This is a genomic window from Neobacillus terrae, assembly GCF_011393025.1.
Taxonomy (GTDB): domain Bacteria; phylum Bacillota; class Bacilli; order Bacillales; family Cytobacillaceae; genus Neobacillus_A; species Neobacillus_A terrae.
The window spans coordinates 149795-172737 of the sequence record NZ_JAAOEO010000005.1 but is presented as its reverse complement, the minus strand read 5'-3'; the positions used below and the strand labels follow the sequence as shown (position 1 = coordinate 172737).

Below are 22943 nucleotides of genomic sequence, written 5' to 3'. Positions count from 1 at the left end.
TGCTTGAACTAATTCTTATAATAGCTGAGTATTTAATTGTACAATTGGGAACAGGATTACTTTCAAGAGGGTACAGGAATTTATTCCTTGTTCAAGGAGCAAAGCAGGGGAAGGAGTGGAATTTGGTTGTTAAATTCTAAAAATAATGAGGAGACTGAGTTTAAGGGACTGATCAGTTTCTCCTACTCAATCTCCATACAAATTTTTAAAGAGTTTGATGTTCCAACGTGCTTTCGACAGAAACACCTTTAGTTTTAATGAATCTTTGAATCCTTTTCATTGATTCTTGAAGCTGTTCCATTGAGGCTGCGTAGGAACAGCGAATATATCCTTCACCACATTCACCGAACACATTACCAGGAACAACAGCTACTTTTTCTTGAATGAGAAGTTCCTCTGCAAATTCCTCTGAGGTAAGACCAGTTGCTTTGATCGAAGGGAAGACATAGAAGGCGCCACCGGGAGTATGGCAATCCAAACCCATTTTATTAAGGGATTGAACCATATAGTTCCGTCTTTGTCGATAGCTGTTTCTCATATTTTCAACTTCTCTGTATGTATTGCGAAGGGCTTCAAGGGCACCATGCTGCAGCATATGGGGTGCACACATGATGGTATATTGATGGATTTTTAGCATTACTTGAACCAATTCGGCTGGTGCTGCTAGAAACCCTAATCTCCAGCCTGTCATAGCAAATCCTTTTGAAAATCCGTTGATTAAAATGGTTCTTTCGTACATTCCCTCGATGGATGCAAAGCTAGTAAAGGCTTCGTCATAGGATAATTCCGCGTAAATTTCATCAGAAACCACTAATAAATCATGATCTTCAATAATCCTAGCAATTTCCATTAACTCTTTTTTAATTAGTGAACTGCCTGTTGGATTGTTAGGTGAACATAGCAAAATAGCTTTGGTTTTATCCGTTATCGCCTTTTCAATTTGTTCAGGTGTTACCTTAAAACCATTTTCAGGTGATGTGGAAATGGGTACGGGTTTACCGCCAGCAATGGAAACTAACGGGGCATAAGAGACGAATGCCGGTTCCACAATTAATACTTCATCGCCTTGGTTCAAAATGGCACGGAAAGATAAATCAAGCGCTTGACTGGCTCCAACCGTGACAAGGATTTGATTTTCGGCTTTATAACTGACACCAAAAATGTTCAGAAGGTAAGAAGAGATTTCCTCCCTTAGTTCCAGCAATCCCGGGTTAGCCGTATAGGAGGTAAAACCTTGTTCTATTGATAGAATGGTAGCTTCTCGTACATTCCAGGGAGTAACGAAGTCTGGTTCCCCAACTCCTAAGGAAATGACATCTTTCATCCCTGCAGCTAAATCAAAAAACTTCCGGATGCCGGAGGGCTTGAGCTGATTTGCAGACTCAGAAATATAGGAAGAATAATTCATGGTCATGGTGTAATAACCATCCTTCTGTCTTTGTCATTCCCGCGGTCGAAAACCACACCGTCATGCTTGTATTTTTTTAACATGAAATGAGTAGTGGTGGATATGACATTTTCGATTGTTGATAATTTTTCCGATACAAATGCAGCAATTTGATTCATCGATTTTCCTTCTACAGTAATCGATAAATCATAAGCACCTGACATGAGATACAAGGAGGACACCTCTGGAAATCGATAAATTCGTTCAGCTACATCGTCGAACCCGACTCCCCGTTTAGGTGTTACCTTTACATCAATCATGGCGACCACATTTTCTTGGCCTTCCACTTTAGTCCAGTCAATCAATGTCGGGTAACTGATAATAATTTTTTCGTCTTCTAATTTCTGAATCGTTTTTTTGACCGTTTCCTCGTTGGATAGAACCATAGAAGCAATGGTTTCTACCGGGATTTTATTATTTTCCTCAAGGATTTTCAAAATTTCTATTTCTTCACTGCTAAGTTTCATTTCATGCCTCCTGAACTGTACATAAGATAAAAATAAAGACTGAATGCTAAAAAAGGTTTATTTTTTATACATCTATACCCTTCGTTAGTTAACCTGGCAATTGATTTAAGTGTATCAATATTAACTTAATGGTTAACTAAATAATAATAATCTTTCATTTAACCTTGAATAAAAGAGTTAAAACCTAAATTAATACGCCCATTTTAATAATCTTGGTTTATCTCTTTGTCGCCTTAACGATTTAGAGATCGAAAAATTTATAATGTTTGTACTTTTAGGTATTGTATCACCTAAATCAAAAGAAGGAAAATGCATTCTTAGAAAGGAGAGGAGCTAAGACTATTACTATTCAAGGCAGCATTTTTGTTATATAGCTACCATGAAAATAAGTAACTTATATAATAGAAAAATACTAACCCTTAAAAAAATATGCCTGCTTGATGGTTAAATAAAAATGAGAGCGTTTAACTCATCGATCTATAGAGTGGTGATAAATAAGTATTGAGAGTTTGATATATAAGTTCTTTCTCTGTCGTAAAGTAGGAATTTCGCTTTCTATATTGAGAGAGTTGACGATATTTCGTAAAAGGCCTATCCGATGTTTCTCAAAGGTTTCTATAAAAATAGAGCTGCAGTGCAGCTCTATTTTTATAGATTCATTTTGCTTTACTCCTCGTCAGTTATTTTCGCAATAATATTATAGGTTTTTTAAATGTGAAAGTCGCTACTTATACCAATCGTAAGAAAGCTTTTATGAAAACGATTTCATTATAATTCGAAAAGTTTAAATTGACTGAAAAGTATAATTATATTATTATTCTAATATTAAATCTTTTTCGTTAAACGAAAGGATTTTATTTCATCATAGAGAGCGAAGGTGTATTTATGTCTCAAATGCTAGCATTATTTATTGTCATCTTTATTTTATTTATTGGGGATTTGGTAGCTATACGAACCAAAGCGTGGGTACCGTCCATTTTTATCTGTGCTGTCCTTTTTCTCGCTGGATACTGGACCTTTTTTCCTAAAGATATTGTTTCGATCGCCGGTGTACCACCAGTTGTTGCAACCATGTTAATGTATCTTTTAATTACCAATATGGGAACATTGTTATCATTGCGAGAGTTAAAAAATCAATGGAAAACGGTTGTAATTGCTCTTTCTGGGATACTAGGAATCATTGCCTTTTTGTTCAGCATTGGAACATTAATTTTTGGTTTTAAAACAATAGTTGTCGCAATACCTCCTTTAGTTGGTGGTGTTGTATCTGCCTTAATTATGTCAGAAGGAGCAAAGGAAGCGGGGCTCACCTCTCTGTCGGTATTCGCCATTGTTATCTACGTTATGCAAGGGTTTGCAGGATATCCACTCACCTCCATTATGTTGAAGAAAGAAGGAAAAAGACTCCTTAAGCAATATCGTAATGGTCAATTGACAGAAAAAGAATCAATAAAAGCATCCGCTGAAATAGCAGCTACAGCAGAATCCGCACCGATTGATCTAAAGATTTTTAAAAACATGCCGGAGAAATATAACACAGACTTTTTTAAATTTTTGAGGCTTGCCTTTGTCGCTTTTCTTGCTTATGAAGTTTCAACTCTATTAGCACCTGTTGTTTCTATAAGCCCGTTTGTCCTTTGTTTATTATTTGGGGTTATCGCAAAAAGTATCGGTTTCTTGGAAAAACAGGTATTACAAAAAGCAAATGGGTTCGGTTTAGCCATCATGGCGCTTATGCTTTTCATCTTTGATGGATTAAAACAGGCAACACCAAGTATGATGCTAGAAATTCTATTTCCTCTTGTTGGTACGATTATTTTAGGTGTGATAGGAATGTATATCTTCTCATTCTTTGCAGGTAAAGCCTTAAAAGTTAGTAAAGAAATGGCGTTTGCCGTTTCTTTAACGGCCTTATATGGATTTCCGGCTGACTACATCATTACAAATGAAGTAATCAAGTCCTTAACAAATGATGAAAAAGAAAAAGAAGTCTTAACAAACAAAATGCTGCCATCTATGCTTGTTGGTGGTTTTATCACAGTAACAATTGTATCGGTTGTTTTAGCAGGTATTTTGGTGAAATTTTTGTAAAAGATCGGAGGAAAAAGGAATGGATGAACTTCGAGCAAGTATTGAGGGGCATATTGACACACTAAGTAAATTTACAGCTACTCCTGGAGTTGGGACGACGCGGCTGACATATAGCAAAGAGGACAAACAGGCGAGGGAATATATAAAAAATAAAATGACCGAATATAGATTACAAGTCAGTGAAGATGGTTTTGGCAATATTTTTGGCAAACTTAATGGGACTCTTAAAGATGCACCAAGCGTTCTAATCGGTTCACATTTTGATTCAGTCCCTAATGGAGGTTCCTTTGACGGTCCTGCCGGAGTTGTAGCTGCTCTTGAAGTGGCAGCCCTTTTTGCACAGAAACAGCTGAAACCAAAATACCCCCTTGAGGTGATTGCACTTATTGAAGAAGAGGGGGCAAGGTTTGGCGGCGGATTAATGGGTTCAAGAGGTATTACAGGCCTGCTAAGTGAAAAAGATTTCAAAAACTTAAAAGATAAAGATGGAATTTCTACTGAAGAAGCAATGGTTAATATTGGTCTAGACCCCTCTCTTCCTAAAAAGAGAGATCCAAAAACCATCAAGGCGTTCTTAGAATTACATATTGAACAAGGCCCGGTACTCGAGGAAAAAAATATTCCCATTGGTGTTGTAGAAGCTATTGTGGGTTTGACCCAATTTAAAGTAACGGTAGAAGGAAAGGCTGGACATGCTGGTACTACCCCCATGGCACGCCGATCAGATGCATTAGTGACTGCTGCCAGGATGATTGCTCAATTTCCTACTTTAGCCATTGAGGAAGGAGAAGGTACCGTTATAACAACTGGCCAATTAAATGTATTTCCAAACGGTGCAAATGTAATTCCTAATAAAACGGTCTTCACAGTCGATATCCGCTCGAGTAAAGAGGAACATATACAGAATGTAGTTCGTCAAATGACTGAATTAATAGATTTATATAGTCAGGATGTAATCCGAATTTCGGCTGAACAGTGCTTATATATGAAGCCCAAGGTGATGAACCAAGAGATTATTGCCCATTTGAAAGAATCGAGTCGTAATCTAGAGATACCGTATTGCTCCATTAACAGTGGGGCAGGGCACGACGCTATGGTCTTTTCCGATTTTACAGACGTGGGTATGGTGTTTATTCCTAGTAAGGATGGATTAAGCCATTGCCCAGAGGAATGGTCCGATGCGGGAGATATTGCAAAGGCAGTACAAATTCTATATGAGACAACAAAGAAACTAACGGAGGCAGAAGAGAAATGATTAATGTAAAGATAAAAGAGTCGATACAAAATTATGATGAAGAATTGAAAGCTTTACGAAGAAAGCTGCACAGCGAGCCGGAGCTTTCCTGGGAAGAAGAGAATACAACTAATTTTGTTTGTGAATATCTTGATAATCTAGGTATTCACTATCGAAGAACGAAACCGACTGGTGTTATTGCCACAATTGAAGGTGGAAAGCCAGGGAAAACAGTCGCTTTGAGAGGTGACATGGATGCATTGTCAGTAGAAGAATTAAATAAAAATTTGCCTTATGTATCAAAAGCAGAAGGAAAAATGCATGCTTGTGGCCATGATGCACATACTGCAATGCTTCTCATTGCTGCCAAAGCCTTAAATGAACAAAAGAATGAATTGCCAGGAACCGTCCGTTTTTTGTTCCAGCCTGCGGAAGAAGTAGCAGAGGGAGCAAAAGCTATGGTGAAACAAGGGGCTGTTGATGGTGTGGACAACGTATTCGGAATTCACATCTGGTCACAAATGCCAACAGGTAAAGTGTCTTGTCCTGTTGGACCCGCATTTGCATCAGCTGATCTATTTAAAGTAACATTTAAAGGAAGAGGGGGGCATGGTGCTATGCCCCATGATTGTATAGATGCAGCGATTGTGGCTTCTTCGTTTGTCATGAATGTACAAACAGTTGTTTCAAGAACCATTGATGCTCAAAAGCCTGCTGTTCTGACAATAGGAAAAATGGTGGTAGGCACTCGTTTTAATGTTATTGCCGAGAATGCAGTCATTGAAGGTACGGTTCGTTGTTTTGATCCAAAAACTAGAGATCATATTGAATCCCAGCTTAGGCATTATGCTGAAAATGTTGCCGCTACATATGGTGCAACGGCTGATGTTGAATATATACGGGGAACACAAGCAGTGATAAATGAAGAAAAAAGTGCAAATCTGGCTCAAATGATTGTCAAAGAGGTTTTTGGGGAAGATGCTGTTTATTTTGAAAAGCCAACAATGGGTGGTGAGGACTTCAGCGACTATCTTGAAAGAGTCCCTGGATGCTTTGCTCTTGTGGGCAGTGGCAATCCAGAAAAAGATACTGAGTGGGCACACCATCATGGCAAATTCAACATTGATGAAGACGCACTTACTATAGGGGCTGAGCTATACGCTCAATACGCTTGGAACTATTTAAATAAGTAATATTATCAAGGGAGCCTTTCAAAGGGCTTCCTTTTTTAATGGATAGGAAAGTATAAAGTTTTACCTTTTAATTTGTCTAGCTCCAGCGCCCAGCGAGTTTTCAACCTTGAAAAGCGTCTTTGAAGTCTTGCATCAAGTATGACCAAAGGTGATACTGGGTGCAGCTAGTGTCCATCTCGCATCTCCCTACGATAAGTCAACATCGAACTTTTTAAATGCTTCTGTGCCATAGCCGATTCAAGGAAGCGAATGTTCAGCTCGTCGCAAAGCTACATGTTGTCAATTCAGAGGAGAAACAACAGGAAGTTTACTCACGCAGTTGCCTCGCTGAACGGGCGCTTGTGCTTTTCTTATTGAGACCCAGTGGAGTTCAACAAAAGAGGTAATAATCGAAATGTCGTACCCGAGCCGGACTTCGTAGTGATGAAAAGCAGAATGCAACTATGTTTTTTTTCATATCTGTCACAAAGTGGCTTCTTTAATCGTCATGTGTTTAGAACGATTAAAAGGAGACGATTGCAATGGAAAATGTGATAAAAATAGTGGTTGTCGGTGGCGGGTACGCCGGGATTAACCTTATAGAATCACTGAAGAAAGAGTTCCATAAGGAGCTAAAGAGGAACATAAGAATTATCTTAGTTGATAAAAATACTTTCCATTTTAAAAAGGTAAAATTATTTAAGGGGATTGTTAATGAAAATGTGTCAGATTTACATGTTCCTCTCAAGCATTATTGCCGCTCAGTTATTGAGTTTATTCAGGGAGAGTTAACAGCAATTAATTCTGAAGAGCAAAACGTTCTCATTACCAGGGAGGATGAATCAGTCATTCATCTGGATTTTGACCGGCTAGTGCTCGCCTTAGGCAGCGTCGTGCGAGAAGCGGATCCAGAACGTGGAGGAATTTCGCTCAAAGGTTTAGAAAGCGCCCAATGTATTCGTCAACAATTATTGGAAAAGATGTTATCAGCCAAGAGTAATCTTCGAGTGGTTATAGCCGGAAGTGGGATTACAGGTATCGAAACTGCAGCAGAAGTAGGGTCATGGCTAAAAGAGGAAACTGAAAAAGCAGGGAGAAAACCTAACAGTGTTGAAGTATTTCTTATTAATGATAAACAGAGATTATTATATGGAGCTCCTGAAAAAATCGGGAAACGGCTTCAGAGCAGACTAATGAGACACGGTATTAAGGTTATGCACAACAAGAAGGTTGAAAGATTCCTAGATGGTAAAGTTATATTCTCTGACAATACCGAACTCAAAGCGGATGTATGTGTTTGGACGGTCGGGTTAAAACCTCATCCAAGCATTTTCGATTTAGGTCTTTCTCTCACCGAAGAAGGAAAAATAAAAGTGGATTCCTGGTATCGCTTAGTCAAAAGTGAGAATATTTATGCTATTGGAGATTGCATTCATGTGGTTGACCCTATAAGCGGGACGGTTGCAGCAATGAGCTGCAAGGAGGCAATATCTCAGGCGCAAAGACTTGCCCAAATTATGAAATCACATATTAGGGGAGATCAAGCAAGTGTACATCAAACCTATCCTGATCTTATTTGTATAGGGCTCGGTCCGAAAGATGGTTTTGTTTGGGCACAAAAATGGGGAGTTGATTTCGTGCTTTCAGGTAAACTGGCAGAAAAAATAAGAGAGTATACATGGAATATTGCCAGTATTGCCCGCTGAATGAAGGAGGTAAAGATATTGGGGTTACAGAAACTCTATTCTCAGTTTCAGCCGCTTCTATTTTCGATTGCTTACCGGATGCTCGGCACTGTTTCTGATGCAGAAGACATCGTACATGATGTGTATGTCCAGGCAGCTGAAAAAACGATGGAACATGTGGAAAATAAGAAGGCTTACCTTTGTAAAATGGTTACAAACAAATGTATTGATCATTTAAAATCAGCTGGGTATAAACGTGAGACCTATACTGGTCCCTGGCTGCCGGAACCATTAATTCTAAACGAGAACGATCCTTTAACTGAAGTGATGAATGGAGAAGCGTTATCATTTGCCATTCTGCTCATGCTGGAAAAATTGAAACCTATGGAGAGAGCCGTTTTTATTCTTAGGGAAGTGCTAGCCTATGATTATAAGACAATTTCTCAAATATTGAATCGAAGTGAAGCAACTTGCAGAAAAATATTCAGCAGGGTAAAGATCAAATTTCCTCTGATAAAAGAAGAGGTGGAAGAATCGCTTGATCCAAAAAAAGACGAAATTATAAAGATATTCATAACAGCTTTACATCATGGAAATTTTCAAAGAATAGAAGAATTATTGTATAAGGATATAACACTGTATTCTGATGGTGGCGGAAAAGTCTATGCAGCTTTAAAGCCAATATGCTCCAAAGATCTTGTTTTACGTTTTATCAGAAATTTACTTTCACATAATCTTAATGTGGAGAAGCCACCCATTTTTAAAAGGGTTAATGTAAATGGTGAAACTGGACTCTTAGTAAGTGGGGAGGACAATGTCAAAACGGTTATTTGTTTCCATGTAAAAAACAGCCACATTGCAGATATCTATATAGTGAGAAATCCAGAAAAACTACAACATGTGTCTCTTCCAGGGCACTAATTTAGCGAAGAAACACAGAGTTCGATTCCTCTATGAACCATTTCTACTTTTTTATTAATACGCATGTTAAGAAACCAGGCTTGTTAAACGATTGATTGTTTATGTTAACTAAGGGAACTGCTTTGGCAGTTCCTTATTTGCTTTTTAAGGAGGGTAGAATGAAAAAGGTCCACCATCACTGGCAGACGTTTAAAGTGCTTCTATCTTTTGAATCCTTTGCTCCAGTCGGGCTATCTCTTGGGGCAAAGTATCTAAAAGTTGATTATATAATTCAAGATTGTAAGGGATAGCAGGATAAACCGTTCGCATTGAATCAATACCCTTATCCTTAAGTATTGTATACCTCTGGCGTGTCTCTATTAATGAAAATTTCAGATTTTCTAAAAGAGTTGCCATAATAGTCCCCCATTGAATTGAGTAAATAACTAATTCATTAACCTCTAATTAAATAGATAAATATTTTCTTTATGAAGGAATAAAAGGGGTACTTTTTCTAGTTTTTAAATTTCCAACTAACAGATTTATTAAAAAAGAATATCCAGGTGAAATGTAAATGAGAAGAGTTTACCGTATTTCTAAATAACGTTGAAGAACCTTTGGCGGGAAGAAATGTAGTGGCAGCGGTCTTAAGGATACAGTAATGGAAGGGGGCATTAAATAATCACATTGTGCTTGCTTCAAAAAGTTGTACATTGCTTTACCGCCGACTGAATTGGCAGAATGAATTGTTATGTGTTTTGCGAACAGTTTTTCTTTAACCATTTTTTGAACAAGCATAAAACCATTTCTAGTTTTATTTAATAAATCGTGATCCAAAGAGAGATGTTTAATATCAAAGTTTAACAATAGCTCTAAACACTCATCAATAGTCTCGGCTAGTACATAACCACTGGGTGCTTTTCGATAGTCATCTAGGAAAACACTAATTGTTTCCATTCATACACTCCTTCCATTATACAAGGGCTGACTAATGATAGTCGAATCATCCCCAGATAATATGTTTATCTGTATTAAGTGTAACACAATAAAGAAAGAACGAGGTGTTTTCGCCATAAAAAGCTAATATATTACACCCTTTTTAAAATAAAACTTTAACGAGTTCTTCTTCAACTACCACGAGAGAACAAGTTTCTTCATGCTATTTCAAAAGGTGAAAGTCCACAAAGTGTAAGTTCATTAAAATGGTAGAACAAACAGATAGGGTAAGTAGAAGAAGGTCTATAAAAGTTTTCTTATAGAATCCCCCGCAGGATTAGGCTCTTTTTATTGAATTTTTCTATTGAAGTAATGTGTGAGTTTACTTTAAAAAGACCTTCCATCTGTTTAATTGGTTGCCTTCTCATGTTATAATTAGGAACTTAGGATAATTACGACTTTTACTTATAAGAACGGATGCCAAAAAAACAGCCTCCGCAAAGCGATAAAATATTGAGGTGTAAAAGAATGAATAAACGATGGACGATAGGTAAAATTAAAGAATTTGTTGAAAACAATTCGGAAAGTAAGCTTCTATCGAGGGAATATCAGGGCTTTTCTCAAAAGTTACTATTTCAATGTGCTTGTGGCAGCAACTTCGAAAAAACATTTACGAAATTTAAAAATAATAACCAACGTAAATGTGACTTGTGCCAACCGCCAAAAGCGGCACGATAACGTATAGTCAATAAACGAAGTGCCAATTTCTATAAAAGAGAAGTTGGCACCTTTTTTATCGGTTATGAAATTATAAATTTTCACCTTGTGGAAAACTCCGAACTAGGTTATTGGAATCCAGCTCCAGCGCCCAGCCCCTCGGGTCATAAGCCAAATCACTTCAGAAATCAGGACAAGGAAAGCTTCGGTAGCATCCGCATCGCACGAAGGAAAAGCTTTAGCTTTTCCGAGGATGACTACGACAAATATCTAAAAAAGAAAGAAAAAGGAACAGACGGAAGCCCCACCATTTTTGCTTATCGGGAAAGATCCTTTTGTATTCACTTGGTTATCTTTTCCAAAACACAAATTAAAAAGGACGCTTTTTCGGCATCTAAATTGGTATTACATCAACATATAGAAACCTGTCCTTCTTGGTAAAGTAGTCCGGAGTAACTCTTTGATCACCTAATTTGTATTCGATAGGGAAGTTAAAATTTGGACCGTCAAATACAAAGGTGTGAAACTCTCCATTTTCTCCGCAGAGATCAAGCACTTCTTTTGGATAATCTTTTATAAATTCCCAATCATATACTCTGCCAGAGAAAGTTTTATCTAATTTATCCAGATCAATGCAAGTTAAGACCGTTTTAAAACCTTTGTTTATAAAGTCATTTGCTAACTCCTTTACAGGAATTCCCCATAGCGGAAACAAGGGTGTAATTCCTGTTCCATTAAGCATTTTCTCTCTATATTCCCTTACATCCTCAAGGTGAATATCCCCGAAAACGATATGAGTAACACCGTCAGCTTCCATTTCTTCAACAGCCTTACCCATGATTTGCTGATATTTTTCATTTGAGCAATCCTGTGGTATCCTTACTTCCCGTAATGGAATACCTAAAGACTCCGATTGCAGCATAAGCAGCTCATAACGTACTCCATGTACAGAAACCCTGTCAAAACCATCTGTCAGGGTTACAAGTAAGGAGTCTATTTCATAGTCTTGACTATTTTGAATCCTAAACAAAGCAAGGGTTGAATCCTTCCCGCCACTGTAACTAACCACAATCTTTTTCATTTTAACCCTCCAAATCTATCAATCTACTAAAAAAAGAGGTATAGGTTATAAAAAAGATACCATAAATATTCTCATATTAGTATGAAAGAAAAAGGAGAATACACATACTGAATCGAATATAAAACATTGGAAAATAGACTGAATAGTCCTTTTTAGGACTGATGGTAACTATTTAATGGTAGGTAACTGTTATTTTTTTAAAAAACAACTGAAAGGCTCAGGGAATTAAAATGGATGTAAAACTAGAAAAAGCGTCTGAGAAGGATGCGAATGCTATATTTGATATTCAGGTCAATGCTTTTAAGCCTTTGCTTGAAAAATATAAGGATTACAATACGAATCCTGCAAATGAAAGTGTAGATAGAGTAAAGACAAGAATAAATTTTTCGAATGGCGGTTTTTATAAAATCCTGTTCAAAGATATTCTTGTAGGAGCTATGTGTATTTTTTGGAAGGAAGATACACAGTTTTGGATTAGCCCAATGTTTATTTCACCGGGATATCAAGGAAAGGGCATTGCCCAAAAAGCGATAGCCTTGATTCAGGAAATGTTCCCGCAGGCAGAAAGCTGGGAATTAAGAACTATTCAAGAGGAAGAACGAAACTGCTATTTATACGAAAAAATGGGCTTCCAGATGGTTGGTGATAAACGCAGCCTTAATGAAAATTCTACCCTTATCCATTATAAAAAAATTTGTTAATTGGCTATTCAATAGCATACGAAGGATTGCAGTCAGCAGTCCTTTTTTATTTAGGAAAAATAAGTATAAAAAACCAAGTCGAGAATATTTTCTTCAATATTCATTTGTTTCATTCTAATAACAGAGGTATTAATCCTTTCAATTGATGTAGTCTAATTCAATAATCATTTGGAAATATTACATAAGGAAAGGGGTGCACACTTGTCATATCCCAGTTTTGATAAAATCCATAGTAAGCATACTGAATTGGAGAAAATGGAAAACCAATATTGGCAAAACCACGATTTGTTTTCTTTTCAATGGTGGTTACTTCTCTTGGTATTAATTGTCCCCTGGATCATATGGGTGAAATTTGTAGACAGAAAAAGAATAAAAGAGATTCTTTTGTTCGGTGTCTTATTAATAATCTTAATTGGTCTGATGGACGATATTGGGGTAAATCTTTCCCTTTGGTCTTATCCTTATAAACTAACCTATTTAGTATCAAGATTAAGTGCAGTAGACTACGGAATGATTGTAGTTATGCATATGTTTATTTACCAGAAATTTAAAAAATGGAAATCATTTTTAATCGCTAATGCTGTTTTAGCAGCAATTTTTGCATTTATTTTTGAACCTATCTCAGTTCGGTTAGGTATTTACAAATTAGATAATTGGAAATATATTTACTCCTTTCCGATTTATATATTAAAGGCCTCCTTAGTTAAATGGATCATTGATAAATGTTTAGAAAAAATGAAGAGAACTGAGTGAGTGTTTTTTCTACAATGTTAAAAGTTCATTATAACAGGCGGAATTTTTCAAGCAGGAATGAAGAAGAATACCTTTCCAAAAAAGAAAGCAAACTAATTGTGGGTACTAGATAGGTGGTATGCCTGGCAATTTACATTATGGATACAGGAGTGGTGAAATAATGGCTCAAGACAAGAAGAATAACCAATTTAAGCATAAAAAAGCGATGCCAAAAACAGATGTGGAATTTGCGGCAACTGGACTTGAAAAAATAGCATTAAGAGCTCAAAAGAGCCAAAATAAATAGCAGCAGGGGACATTTTAAAAAAGAAAAAAAAACCTCATGAGATATCATTATATAAAAGCTTTACATTAAACACTTTCGAGGGAGATATTTATGGGAGACTTTTTAGATTTATTTGGCGATGAAAAAAACGCTGAAAATAATAACAGCCAAATTAATAAGAGCAATCAAGGGAACGAAATGAGTGCAAGTTCCCAGGGAAATCATCTAGCGGTTCATTACAGCTTCATAAAGAAGAGTTAGACATAACGAAGAATAGTGTTAGTGCCGGAGAAGTAGTTCTCTCAAAGGAAATAGTAGAAGAACAAAAAACCGTGTATGTTCCTGTGATGCATGAGGAAGTAGTTATAAAAAGAACACCATTGAATAATGAACGAAGCGATTCAACCATCACTTCCGAAGAAACCATAAATATTCCTGTTAGTCAGAGCAGGTCGAAGTAAATAAGTACACGGTAACAACGGAAGAAATTTATGCTTCAAAACGTCAAGTTGAGGAAACTCAGCAGGTACAAGAAACACTTAAACACGAAGAGGCCCACGTGAATACCACAGGAAGTGTTGATATTGTTTCTGACGATTCAGGCTTTGAAGATATAAATAACAGTTAATAAGAAAAGCCCAAGCGCCCGTTCAGCGAAGCAACTGCTTGAGTAAACTTCCTGTTATTTATCTTATGAATTGACAACATGTAGCTTTGCGACGAGCTGAACATAAGCTTCCTATAATATGCTGTGGCGCAGGAGCATTTAAAAAGTACGATGTTGGCTTATCGTAGGGAGAAGTGGGATGGACACTAGCTGCACCAAGTATCACCTAAAGGTCATACTTGATGCAAGATACTCAAGGAAGATTTACAGTGGTGAAAACTCGCTGGGGCTGGAGCCAGACAATTATTAGGGTCAAAAGATTTTATAATTCTTATTTTTATATAAAAACACCTTTTCATATCAAGTTAATGAAAAGGTGTTTTCACTATTTTTACTATGGAGGAGTTTTAGGTGTCTGAAAAGAAGAAAAAAGCACATATTGATCACGACGAAGTGTCATTTGAACTACATAAGGAAGAAATACAGGTAAACAAAAAATGGATTGAAACTGTTTGATGTTTCTATTTATAAAAGAACTTATACAGAGGAAAAGCAAATTATCGTTCCAGTAACCCATGAAGAGTTAATCATTGAGAAAAAGAAATTAAACCAAAAAGGGGAGAAGGATGGACAGATTGAAACAACGAGGATTCCATTAAGTGAAGACCGGATAGAGGTTAACTTACACCCTACCGTCTTGAGGATGTTCAAATTTATAAAAAACAATTTGAAGAGATTATACATGTTATTGAAACAGTAAAGGAAGAAAAGGTTCATATAGAAACCGTTGGAGATATAAAGGTATTGATAGACGATCAATTATCCAGTATGAATGAATGAGAAAACAGAATCGATTTTTTTGTATAATTTAAAATGTTGGTGGGTTAATGAATATTTAGAGTGTTTTTAAAGGAGATAGTATTTCGAAAAAGTCTTGTGAATTACGTTTCGCTATTGTACTAGGAAATTTAGTTCTGTTTTAAATAATAACGACTGAAAAGGGTAAGGCGGAACATCTTTAAGAGAGTGATAAGAACTATTTCATTCAAGGCAGAGATCAAGAGATGATAAACGGATTTGAATAGTGGGCTGAACTTATATTAAAGAAATCATTAGGCAAGAGATTTTATTTTTATCAATACTATAACTAATTAGTACAAGTCCCTGTTGATTAATTTGATAAATAACCTATATTTCGGATGTTTCCTAAATGAACCTATGTTACATATAGGTGACCTCGGTATTGTACCGGCGTCATTTTGTTTACCTAATCAGGATTTAGATTTATAAATTCTGAACGCAAAAGCGCAACTACGGCTCTCCCAACGCCAAAGGCACGGCAATGGCCGAGTTTTCTAAATTTCCATTGATACCTATGGTTGTTATACTTCCTTTGTTATTGTATTCAACGTTGTTTAAAAGATTTAAGAAAAATTTAAGAATTAGTTTAATTTTTATTTAGAGTTTATGGCTATCCTTATCCTGTACCAAAATATTATAAAGGAGGAAAAGAAATGAATACTAAGATTCTCTCAGCCGTTGGAATCAGCGGCCTGCTAATGGCAGGAGGTGTTTTGTCTGCATCTGCGTCTGCTTCAGGTTATGATCTTTTTAAAACATCCGTAAAAAAGACTCAGCATGTAAATAGCTTTACTGCTAATGTACAAGCTTCATTAAAGGATAACGATACGGTCATTTACAGTGTGAACTCGTTAAACAAAGAAAATTTGAAGGCTGATAGTGGAAGCAGCACAGTATCTGTCATTAATAATGGTCAAAAATCAAATGTAGAATTCTACAATAATAATCAACAATCAGTTGTGAAAAGCAGCAAAGATAACAAGTATTATGTAAAACAAGAAAGAGAAAAGAAGTGGGATGATTCCAAAAAGAAACACGAGGAAGAATCATTTTCTGCACAAAAGCAAAAAGACATCGAAGCTATTTTTGATGCCCTAACGAAAAACTATCAGGACAGTGTGACAAGCAAACAATTGCCAAACGGCAATACTCAGCTGGAACTTGACCTATCGAAGAATGAAATCCCTGCTGTCGGACAGGCGGTTATGTCTTTCTTCCTTAAAAACCTTGACCAGCAGACCGGTGAAAAAGTTCATGAAGGATTCGGACCACTTCAATTTGCTGATTTGAAACCATCTATCCCTCAATTAGTAAAAAATATTTCTGTTTCCAGGGTTGACCTTAAAGGAGAAGTGAACCCAGACCAATACTTAACAGGCCAAAAGGCTGACGTATATGTATCAGGAACTGATGCAAGTGGTAAAGAACATAATTTAGTGCTTCATATTTCAAGTAATCTGGATAATTTGAATAAAACAAATGCAAGTACTATTGATTTAAATGGTAAGACAGTTGTGAAAGTACAAGATCGCCATGATGGACATGAAGATTAATAACTTTAATTAAATATTGTTAAGGGCAGAGGGAGTTTCTCTCTCTGCCTTTCTTTGGCTAATAAGTGAAACTGCGGCTTTGCGCGCCTAAAGACTTGGCGAATGCCAAGTTTTTCTAAAAAAGGAGGGTCAACATGAAAAAAATCCTTGAAGTGCAGAATGTGACAAAGCGATTTAAAAATGGCAGAGGAATTGAAGGTATCAATTTGACTGTTAATCAGGGTGAAGTGTTTGGTCTGCTAGGACCTAATGGCGTTGGAAAAACTACCTTAATGAAATGCATCGTTGCTTTATGCCAGCCTGATAGCGGCTCAATTTTCATTCACGGGCATAATGTAAAAGAGCAATTTGAACAGGCCCTTAAATCTGTTGGAACTTTAATTAGCGGTGTAGAAGCAATCGATTATTTGACTGGTTACGAGAACCTCTTGCTTATTTCACGTTTATATCCAGAAATAGAAACAGGCAGGATTGAAAAAGTACTTGAATGGGTTGGAATGGAAGAACACAAGAATGAAAAGCTTAAGTCCTTTTCAACCGGAATGCGCCAGAGGTTATATCTGGCTGCAGCGTTATTGGCCAAGCCCTCTTTCGTTATACTAGATGAGCCAACAAATGGCCTTGATATCGAAGGGAAACTAGACTTTCAGCACCTCATTTCCAGATTGGCAAAAGAGGAAGGAGTTACTTTTATTTTATCAACCCATTTGATTGAAGAAGTAGAACGTTTATGTGATAGAGTTGCTATCCTTTCAAAAGGAAAAATTATTGGAGAAGCAACAAAAAATGAATTAGAAAAAAATAAGACATTTGAATCGTTTTATATTGATTGTATTAAGAAACGAAAAGAGGTGGGGTAAATGCTGAATGTAAGAAATGAATGGATGAAATTAATTCGAAAGCGGTCTGCTATAGCTCTATTGGTCATTTCAGGACTATTGCCACTAGTAGCCGGTCCCATCATTAATGTTTTGCAGAATCGGTTCAGTTTTACGGCATTTGACGGAGAAAGCTTTCCACTTGTAATGCTTAGCCTTGCTGTTTCTTTTTATTTACCATTATTACTGGCATTGGCCATTAGTGATGTCTTTTCTGGAGAACAGGAGCAAAAGACGCTTTCTTTTTTGCTGGTACGGCCAATTTCAAGGATGAAAATATTCAAGTCGAAAACGATCAGCACCGGGCTTTATTTACTCGCACTTCTTCTTATTATTTGTATTTCTTCTATTCTGTCCGGCGCGATTTGGCTTGAAAACTTTACCGTGCATGGTTTGTTTTTAGCAGTTGTTTCGTTTATGCTATCATGGATTCCATTAATGGCTCTCGGCCTGTTATTCATGTTCCTGGTTCAATGGATAGGATCAGGCAGCCGTGCTTTAACTTTTTCAATTATCCTTTATTTGGCCATGATGGTGGTGAATTTTCTGTTTCCAGGACTGGCACGCTGGCTTCCAACCTATGACACCAATTGGTACCAAAGATGGATCAATAGCGGACTTAATACTCTGGTAATGGGAAGATGCTTGTATTTGCTTTCCTGGTGTGCCATGTTCTATACACTGGGATACTATAAATTCAGCAAGAAAGAATTTTAAGTTTAGGAAGCGGTGGAATAAATGTCAATTCGCCTGAGATTATTGCTGTCTTATATAGCAATGATTTTTATCCCAATCCTCTTTGCTATTGTTTCGGCCTTATTGGTAGCTTTGCTGTTTAGAGGAGATGTAAAGGAGCTTCGAAATATTTATCTGCCGCCCGAGCATCAAATAGATTTGTCCAAAAAAGATGAATTTTTTCTGGATTTGCACCGCCAATCGATTAAAGACCCAAGTTTATTTTTAAATCCAACGTATTTAAACAAGATTGATAAGGAGTTGAAAAAATCCGGTTCATCCCTGGTCATCCGCAATGGGAAAAAGATAACTTATCTCTCTGAGACGTTAAAAGGTCTAGATACAGCGGAGCTTCCACGGTTCGGTGCTTATCGTGATATAGACCCCGTTGAACGAATTGACCATCAATTCGTCTCTATTAAACAGCTTGATTTTTTCTTTCGGAATGGTGCTGAGGGTTCTCTATTTTTTATTTCCGATGCGAGCAGCCTCGCTAAGTTTGTCCGCTCCTTTTTTCCAGGATTATTTATCGGCTTAATTCTTATTTTAATCATCACAAATGGTTTATTAACTTACTATGTTTCCAGAAGTATAATCCGTCCAATTAGGGAGCTGCAAAAAGCTGCCAAAGAAATGAAGGATGGAAATTTACATGTGGAAATTGAACCAAGATCAAAAGATGAGTTGGGACAGCTTGCAATGGACTTTGATGAAATGAGAGTCAGGCTAAAAGAATCCATGGAATTGCAAGCTGCTTATGAAGCAAACCGTAAAGAACTGATTGCCAATATCTCACATGATTTAAAAACACCCATTACCACAATTAAGGGTTATGTGGAGGGAATCCGCGATGGCGTTGCGAATAGTCCTGATCGAATGAACCGTTATATCCAAACGATTTACAATAAATCGATTGATCTTGACCATATGATTGATGAGCTTTTCTTATATTCAAAACTAGACTTACAGAGACTCCCATTTCTTTTTGAAAAAATCCAGTTTGATCATTATATCCAAGACTTTGTGGAGGAACTTCAATTTGATGTAGAGGATAAGTATACGGAAGTTTTATTGGAAATTGAAAAAAACGGAGTGTATAAAGTGTTGGGTGACAGGGAGCATCTTAAAAGGGTCATAGCCAATATTGTTAATAACTCTTTAAAATATATCGAAAAGGAAAATAAAAAACTTTCCTTTCATTTATGTGACATTCAAACACATATTCAGCTAAGTATCAAAGATAATGGACCTGGCATTTCTCCTGAAAATCTGCCTTTAATATTTGACCGTTTTTACCGCGCTGATTTAGCTAGGGGAACTGAAAAGGGTGGCAGCGGCCTTGGCTTATCGATTGCTAAAAGAATTATAGAGGAACACCATGGATCCATTTGGGCAGAAAGCAGTGAAGGTGAAGGCACCACAATTTCATTTACACTAAAAAAAGCAGGTGAACAGGATGAAAACGATCTTAATCATTGAAGATGAAAAAAGCATTGCAGAATTGGAACGGGATTATCTTGAGATAGATGGATTCAAAGTGGAAATTGCCTTAACAGGAAGAGAAGGGCTGGAAATGGCATTAAATCTGGAAGTAGACCTCGTTTTGCTGGATCTTATGCTCCCAGGTATAGATGGCTACCAAATTTGCAAATCGATTCGTTCAAAAAAGGATATTCCCATCCTTATGGTGACTGCAAAAAAAGAAGACTATGAGAAAATCCGCGGACTCGGTATAGGTGCAGATGATTATATTGTAAAGCCGTTCAGTCCAAGTGAATTAGTTGCAAGGGTAAAGGCCCATTTATCTCGCTACGATCGGTTAATTGGAAAGGATACGCAAAGTGACACCATTATGATAAGGGGTCTACGAATTGATCAAGCTTCCCGAAGGGTTTATGTAAATAACCATGAAGTAAACTTTACGGCTAAGGAATTTGATCTGCTAACCTTTTTCACTCTCCACCCGAACCATGTTTTTAGCAAAGACCAGTTATTTGAGCGGTTATGGGGGTACGATTCCCTGGGAGATATTTCAACTGTAACAGTACACATAAGGAAAATAAGAGAAAAAATAGAAACAGATCCCTCAAACCCCCAATATATCGAAACGGTATGGGGAGCAGGATATCGCTTTAAGGGAGAATAAGAATTTTAAAAATAAGCACTGTTAAAGCGATATTGTTTGGAATGCAAATCAACAGGATGTTTAATCAAAATCTAAAAATAAAAAGGCAGAGGTCAACTATGAGCAATACTATCCATTCATTGTTTTTAATGTTATCAAGTATGGGTTATCTGGGAATAGCCCTTGGATTAATGGTCGAAGTAATTCCAAGCGAGGTAGTTCTTGCTTATGGGGGTTATTTAATTTCATTGGGAAAAATGAGTTTTGCGGGTGCCATTTTTGCCGGCACGATTGGCGGAACGATTGCCCAATTATTCTTATATTGGCTGGGCAGCTACGGAGGAAGGCCTTTTTTGGATAAGTACGGTAAATACTTATTGATCAGGCCTCATCATTTGGATGTTGCACAAAATTGGTTTAACAAATATGGAACTGGAGTTATTTTTACAGCGAGGTTTATTCCGGTTGTTAGACATGCTATCTCCATACCAGCAGGCATTGCCCGTATGCCAGTTTCAAAATTCGCCTTATACACTGTGCTAGCAGTTATTCCATGGACGGCATTATTTCTTTATTTAGGAATGACATTAGGCAGCAAGTGGGATCAAATTAACACAGCGGCAAAACCATTTGTACAGCCTGCCATTATTATCGCCATTATTTTGGCTGTTTTATATTTACTATTCAAATGGAGACAGAAGAAAAAGACGAATGCTTAAAAGCAATGGAGGTAATCATCATGTTTTCACAAATGGATTTCAATGCGTTTCAATTTATAAATCATCTGGCTGTAACGGAGAAATTTCTAAATCCTCTGATGATTTTTCTTGTCGGTTAGGAAATTATAGATTTTCACCTTGTGGAAAACTCCGAACAAGGTTATTGTAATCCAGCTCCAGCGCCCAGCCCCTCGGGGTCATAAGCCAAATCACTTCAGAAATCAGGATTTCCTACGTGATTCGTCTTATGCCTGTTGGGGCTAACCAGGGCGCTTGCGCCTTTTGTTCCTGAACGGGCTGAATATATCTTTTTTGCTGGCCTATTATTTTATTGGTTTTATAAAATCTCAGAAAGCAAGAATAGAAGAATGGTAGTAGAAGCATGTCTCGCTGCATGTCTTGCACTGGCTATCAATGTATTGATTGGAATGTTTATATATCGTTACAGACCGTTTGTACATCATCATGTTAATTGGCTGATACCACATGCTAAGAACGATTCCTTTGCAAGTGACCACGCGACAGCCGCATTTGTTATCGCAGCAGCAATATGGCAGTGGAAAAAACGTGAAGGATGGGTTTGGCTTCTTCTTGCGGCTGGTATTTCCTTATCCCGCGTCTGGACAGGTGTCCACTACCCGGCAGACATAATTGCCGGTATGTTAATAGGTACGGGTTCTGCGTTTGCAGTCTATACTCTTGTGAACCAATCTGAAAAGGCTGCTGGGTTAATTCGCTTTTTAATTAATTTATATACTAAAGTTTAAAACCTTATTTCGAGAAAAAAAAACGATACATTCATAGAAAACGAGATAGCTTATGGAGTATTCATTGTGCTCTATTGAAGGTTGGGAGGGAATGAAATGAGAAATGGTAAAAAGAAAAAAATTCTTATTCTTTCTGCCAACTTTGGAGATGGTCATAAGCAGGTTGCAAAAGCTATAACAGAATCGGTTGAGTGTTCGTACTCAGAAATGGAGACTGAAACTATGGATATTATGAAATGGATACATCCACGTCTAAATCCTCTGGGTCATTTCCTGTATGTTAGGGGTATTAAAAAGCTTCCGTTTTTATACAGTTTGATTTACAAATCAACACGAAAACCTAATGCTTTCTCATTAAAGTTAAATTCCATCCTATCTTCAGGTTTGGAACCTGTCTTGGAGATTATTAAAAAAATAAATCCTACAGCTGTCGTCAGTACCTATCCTTTTGCGGCCGGGATAATGTCTAAATTAAAGGAACAGGGACTATTAGATGTCCCTATTATTACTGTAATAACGGATTATACAGACCATTCCTACTGGCTGCATCCAAACACGGACCTTTATTTAGTTGGTTCGAAAGAGATAGGTGAACGGTTAGTTAAACTTGGAGTGGACCCTGAAAGGATAAAAGACACTGGTATTCCGATACGGCAGCAATTTTATGAAAAATATTCAAGAGTTACTATTGCTGAAAAGTATGATTTTGATCCCAAAAGGTTTACTTTATTGGTTATGGGTGGGGGTGATGGTTTAATCGGAAAGGGTTTCTCCAATTTGGAAGCATGGAGAAATTTACCGGAACCAATACAAATCATCATCGTTTGCGGCCGAAATAGAAGGTTAAAGTCCCAGCTGGAAAGCAGGCTTAAGAATTCCATTCACAAAATTAGAATTGTCGGCTTCTGTGGAAATGTCGCTGAATTAATGGCGGTTTCAGACCTTATGATAACAAAGCCGGGAGGCGTAACGACTTCTGAGGCTATTGAGATGGAATTGCCCATGCTGATTTATCAGCCGCTGCCAGGGCAGGAAGAAGATAATGCCGATTTTCTTCTCCGGGAAGGAATGGCGGTAACCGCCAAAAATGAAAAAGATTTAAGTGCACTGCTCTATAGCCTGGTCTGTGATCCAAAGCATCTAACAAATTTAAAATTAAGAATGAAGGCATATCACCGATGGATTTTGCCACAGGATCCGGTAAAAGCTATTTTACAAAGCATACAAAATAATTAGATATAAACATAGG

Annotated in this window: 24 protein-coding genes and 1 pseudogene; 20 read left to right on the top strand and 5 right to left on the bottom strand. The window is 37.2% G+C overall.

The genetic code is table 11. The annotated features are described in order from the left end of the window. Positions 1 to 205: 205 nt before the first annotated feature. Positions 206 to 1414 carry an aminotransferase gene (locus G8761_RS09185; RefSeq protein WP_166025830.1) on the bottom strand — a complete coding sequence of 403 codons (1209 nt, stop codon included), beginning with the start codon at positions 1412 to 1414 and terminating at the stop codon, positions 206 to 208. Next, a complete protein-coding gene (locus G8761_RS09180) occupies positions 1411 to 1914 on the bottom strand; it encodes an Lrp/AsnC family transcriptional regulator (RefSeq protein WP_166025828.1) in 504 nt (167 codons plus the stop codon). Before G8761_RS09180 ends, G8761_RS09185 begins: the two co-directional genes overlap by 4 nt. A gap of 885 nt (positions 1915 to 2799) precedes the next feature. On the opposite strand from G8761_RS09180, the gene G8761_RS09175 reads away from it, so the two are divergent. The 5 genes from G8761_RS09175 (at position 2800) to G8761_RS09155 (ending at position 9017) form a co-directional block, all read left to right on the top strand. Next, positions 2800 to 4005 carry a hypothetical protein gene (locus tag G8761_RS09175; protein ID WP_166025826.1) on the top strand — a complete coding sequence of 402 codons (1206 nt, stop codon included), beginning with the start codon at positions 2800 to 2802 and terminating at the stop codon, positions 4003 to 4005. Between the two features lie 19 nt (positions 4006 to 4024). Continuing rightward, positions 4025 to 5260: a Zn-dependent hydrolase gene (locus G8761_RS09170; RefSeq protein ID WP_166025824.1), complete on the top strand. Its 1236-nt coding sequence runs from the start codon at positions 4025 to 4027 to the stop codon at positions 5258 to 5260. After that, positions 5257 to 6432, top strand: coding sequence for a M20 family metallopeptidase (locus G8761_RS09165; protein ID WP_166025822.1), 1176 nt, complete (start codon positions 5257 to 5259; stop codon positions 6430 to 6432). The genes G8761_RS09170 and G8761_RS09165 overlap by 4 nt, the downstream gene beginning before the upstream one ends. A gap of 521 nt (positions 6433 to 6953) precedes the next feature. After that, entirely contained in the window at positions 6954 to 8117 is a 1164-nt protein-coding gene (locus G8761_RS09160; protein ID WP_166025820.1) for an NAD(P)/FAD-dependent oxidoreductase, read from the top strand. A gap of 18 nt (positions 8118 to 8135) precedes the next feature. Next, positions 8136 to 9017, top strand: a complete 882-nt coding sequence (locus G8761_RS09155; protein WP_166025818.1) for an RNA polymerase sigma-70 factor — start codon at positions 8136 to 8138, stop codon at positions 9015 to 9017. 189 nt (positions 9018 to 9206) lie between these two features. Here the strand turns inward: G8761_RS09155 and G8761_RS09150 are convergent, their stop codons facing one another. Continuing rightward, entirely contained in the window at positions 9207 to 9413 is a 207-nt protein-coding gene (locus tag G8761_RS09150) for a hypothetical protein (RefSeq protein ID WP_166025816.1), read from the bottom strand. Positions 9414 to 9581: 168 nt separating this feature from the next. Next, entirely contained in the window at positions 9582 to 9953 is a 372-nt protein-coding gene (locus G8761_RS09145) for a cyclic-phosphate processing receiver domain-containing protein (RefSeq protein WP_166025814.1), read from the bottom strand. Between the two features lie 507 nt (positions 9954 to 10460). Here G8761_RS09145 and G8761_RS27095 point away from each other — a divergent pair. Then, complete coding sequence (locus G8761_RS27095) at positions 10461 to 10670, top strand: hypothetical protein (RefSeq protein ID WP_166025811.1); 210 nt, start codon at positions 10461 to 10463, stop codon at positions 10668 to 10670. Between the two features lie 373 nt (positions 10671 to 11043). Here the strand turns inward: G8761_RS27095 and G8761_RS09135 are convergent, their stop codons facing one another. Beyond that, a complete protein-coding gene (locus tag G8761_RS09135; protein ID WP_166025809.1) occupies positions 11044 to 11730 on the bottom strand; it encodes a Dph6-related ATP pyrophosphatase in 687 nt (228 codons plus the stop codon). A gap of 230 nt (positions 11731 to 11960) precedes the next feature. On the opposite strand from G8761_RS09135, the gene G8761_RS09130 reads away from it, so the two are divergent. The 14 genes and pseudogenes from G8761_RS09130 (at position 11961) to G8761_RS09070 (ending at position 22930) form a co-directional block, all read left to right on the top strand. Further along, positions 11961 to 12431: a GNAT family N-acetyltransferase gene (locus tag G8761_RS09130; protein ID WP_166025807.1), complete on the top strand. Its 471-nt coding sequence runs from the start codon at positions 11961 to 11963 to the stop codon at positions 12429 to 12431. Positions 12432 to 12632: 201 nt separating this feature from the next. Next, complete coding sequence (locus G8761_RS09125) at positions 12633 to 13184, top strand: CBO0543 family protein (protein WP_166025805.1); 552 nt, start codon at positions 12633 to 12635, stop codon at positions 13182 to 13184. A 160-nt stretch (positions 13185 to 13344) separates the two neighbouring features. After that, positions 13345 to 13470 carry a hypothetical protein gene (locus tag G8761_RS27620; RefSeq protein WP_275940691.1) on the top strand — a complete coding sequence of 42 codons (126 nt, stop codon included), beginning with the start codon at positions 13345 to 13347 and terminating at the stop codon, positions 13468 to 13470. Between the two features lie 90 nt (positions 13471 to 13560). Further along, positions 13561 to 13710: a hypothetical protein gene (locus tag G8761_RS09120; protein WP_166025803.1), complete on the top strand. Its 150-nt coding sequence runs from the start codon at positions 13561 to 13563 to the stop codon at positions 13708 to 13710. Positions 13711 to 13712: 2 nt separating this feature from the next. Further along, positions 13713 to 14077 (top strand): annotated as a pseudogene (locus tag G8761_RS28040) (YsnF/AvaK domain-containing protein). A gap of 481 nt (positions 14078 to 14558) precedes the next feature. After that, on the top strand, positions 14559 to 14816 hold the full coding sequence (locus G8761_RS09110) for a DUF2382 domain-containing protein (RefSeq protein WP_166025801.1): 258 nt from the start codon (positions 14559 to 14561) through the stop codon (positions 14814 to 14816). Between the two features lie 754 nt (positions 14817 to 15570). Then, positions 15571 to 16470, top strand: a complete 900-nt coding sequence (locus G8761_RS09105; protein ID WP_166025799.1) for a hypothetical protein — start codon at positions 15571 to 15573, stop codon at positions 16468 to 16470. A gap of 134 nt (positions 16471 to 16604) precedes the next feature. Beyond that, positions 16605 to 17330 (top strand): ABC transporter ATP-binding protein, encoded by a 726-nt coding sequence (locus tag G8761_RS09100; protein ID WP_166025797.1) that lies wholly within the window; start codon positions 16605 to 16607, stop codon positions 17328 to 17330. Then, complete coding sequence (locus G8761_RS09095; protein WP_166025795.1) at positions 17331 to 18065, top strand: ABC transporter permease; 735 nt, start codon at positions 17331 to 17333, stop codon at positions 18063 to 18065. Positions 18066 to 18086: 21 nt separating this feature from the next. Beyond that, positions 18087 to 19562, top strand: a complete 1476-nt coding sequence (locus G8761_RS09090; protein ID WP_166025793.1) for a sensor histidine kinase — start codon at positions 18087 to 18089, stop codon at positions 19560 to 19562. Beyond that, entirely contained in the window at positions 19540 to 20229 is a 690-nt protein-coding gene (locus G8761_RS09085; RefSeq protein WP_166025791.1) for a response regulator transcription factor, read from the top strand. Before G8761_RS09090 ends, G8761_RS09085 begins: the two co-directional genes overlap by 23 nt. Positions 20230 to 20327: 98 nt before the next feature. Then, positions 20328 to 20927: an undecaprenyl phosphate transporter UptA gene (uptA, locus tag G8761_RS09080; RefSeq protein ID WP_166025789.1), complete on the top strand. Its 600-nt coding sequence runs from the start codon at positions 20328 to 20330 to the stop codon at positions 20925 to 20927. Between the two features lie 368 nt (positions 20928 to 21295). Beyond that, entirely contained in the window at positions 21296 to 21694 is a 399-nt protein-coding gene (locus tag G8761_RS09075) for a phosphatase PAP2 family protein (protein WP_243449953.1), read from the top strand. Positions 21695 to 21790: 96 nt separating this feature from the next. Next, entirely contained in the window at positions 21791 to 22930 is a 1140-nt protein-coding gene (locus tag G8761_RS09070) for an MGDG synthase family glycosyltransferase (RefSeq protein WP_166025785.1), read from the top strand. Positions 22931 to 22943 lie beyond the last annotated feature (13 nt).

Coding starts and splice junctions, on each gene's coding strand:
- G8761_RS09185 (WP_166025830.1), bottom strand. CDS start 1,414: ATGACCATGAATTATTCTTCCTATATTTCTGAGTCTGCAAATCAGCTC.
- G8761_RS09180 (WP_166025828.1), bottom strand. CDS start 1,914: ATGAAACTTAGCAGTGAAGAAATAGAAATTTTGAAAATCCTTGAGGAA.
- G8761_RS09175 (WP_166025826.1), top strand. CDS start 2,800: ATGTCTCAAATGCTAGCATTATTTATTGTCATCTTTATTTTATTTATT.
- G8761_RS09170 (WP_166025824.1), top strand. CDS start 4,025: ATGGATGAACTTCGAGCAAGTATTGAGGGGCATATTGACACACTAAGT.
- G8761_RS09165 (WP_166025822.1), top strand. CDS start 5,257: ATGATTAATGTAAAGATAAAAGAGTCGATACAAAATTATGATGAAGAA.
- G8761_RS09160 (WP_166025820.1), top strand. CDS start 6,954: ATGGAAAATGTGATAAAAATAGTGGTTGTCGGTGGCGGGTACGCCGGG.
- G8761_RS09150 (WP_166025816.1), bottom strand. CDS start 9,413: ATGGCAACTCTTTTAGAAAATCTGAAATTTTCATTAATAGAGACACGC.
- G8761_RS09145 (WP_166025814.1), bottom strand. CDS start 9,953: ATGGAAACAATTAGTGTTTTCCTAGATGACTATCGAAAAGCACCCAGT.
- G8761_RS27095 (WP_166025811.1), top strand. CDS start 10,461: ATGAATAAACGATGGACGATAGGTAAAATTAAAGAATTTGTTGAAAAC.
- G8761_RS09135 (WP_166025809.1), bottom strand. CDS start 11,730: ATGAAAAAGATTGTGGTTAGTTACAGTGGCGGGAAGGATTCAACCCTT.
- G8761_RS09130 (WP_166025807.1), top strand. CDS start 11,961: ATGGATGTAAAACTAGAAAAAGCGTCTGAGAAGGATGCGAATGCTATA.
- G8761_RS27620 (WP_275940691.1), top strand. CDS start 13,345: ATGGCTCAAGACAAGAAGAATAACCAATTTAAGCATAAAAAAGCGATG.
- G8761_RS09120 (WP_166025803.1), top strand. CDS start 13,561: ATGGGAGACTTTTTAGATTTATTTGGCGATGAAAAAAACGCTGAAAAT.
- G8761_RS09105 (WP_166025799.1), top strand. CDS start 15,571: ATGAATACTAAGATTCTCTCAGCCGTTGGAATCAGCGGCCTGCTAATG.
- G8761_RS09100 (WP_166025797.1), top strand. CDS start 16,605: ATGAAAAAAATCCTTGAAGTGCAGAATGTGACAAAGCGATTTAAAAAT.
- G8761_RS09095 (WP_166025795.1), top strand. CDS start 17,331: ATGCTGAATGTAAGAAATGAATGGATGAAATTAATTCGAAAGCGGTCT.
- G8761_RS09090 (WP_166025793.1), top strand. CDS start 18,087: ATGTCAATTCGCCTGAGATTATTGCTGTCTTATATAGCAATGATTTTT.
- G8761_RS09085 (WP_166025791.1), top strand. CDS start 19,540: ATGAAAACGATCTTAATCATTGAAGATGAAAAAAGCATTGCAGAATTG.
- uptA (WP_166025789.1), top strand. CDS start 20,328: ATGAGCAATACTATCCATTCATTGTTTTTAATGTTATCAAGTATGGGT.
- G8761_RS09075 (WP_243449953.1), top strand. CDS start 21,296: ATGGTAGTAGAAGCATGTCTCGCTGCATGTCTTGCACTGGCTATCAAT.
- G8761_RS09070 (WP_166025785.1), top strand. CDS start 21,791: ATGAGAAATGGTAAAAAGAAAAAAATTCTTATTCTTTCTGCCAACTTT.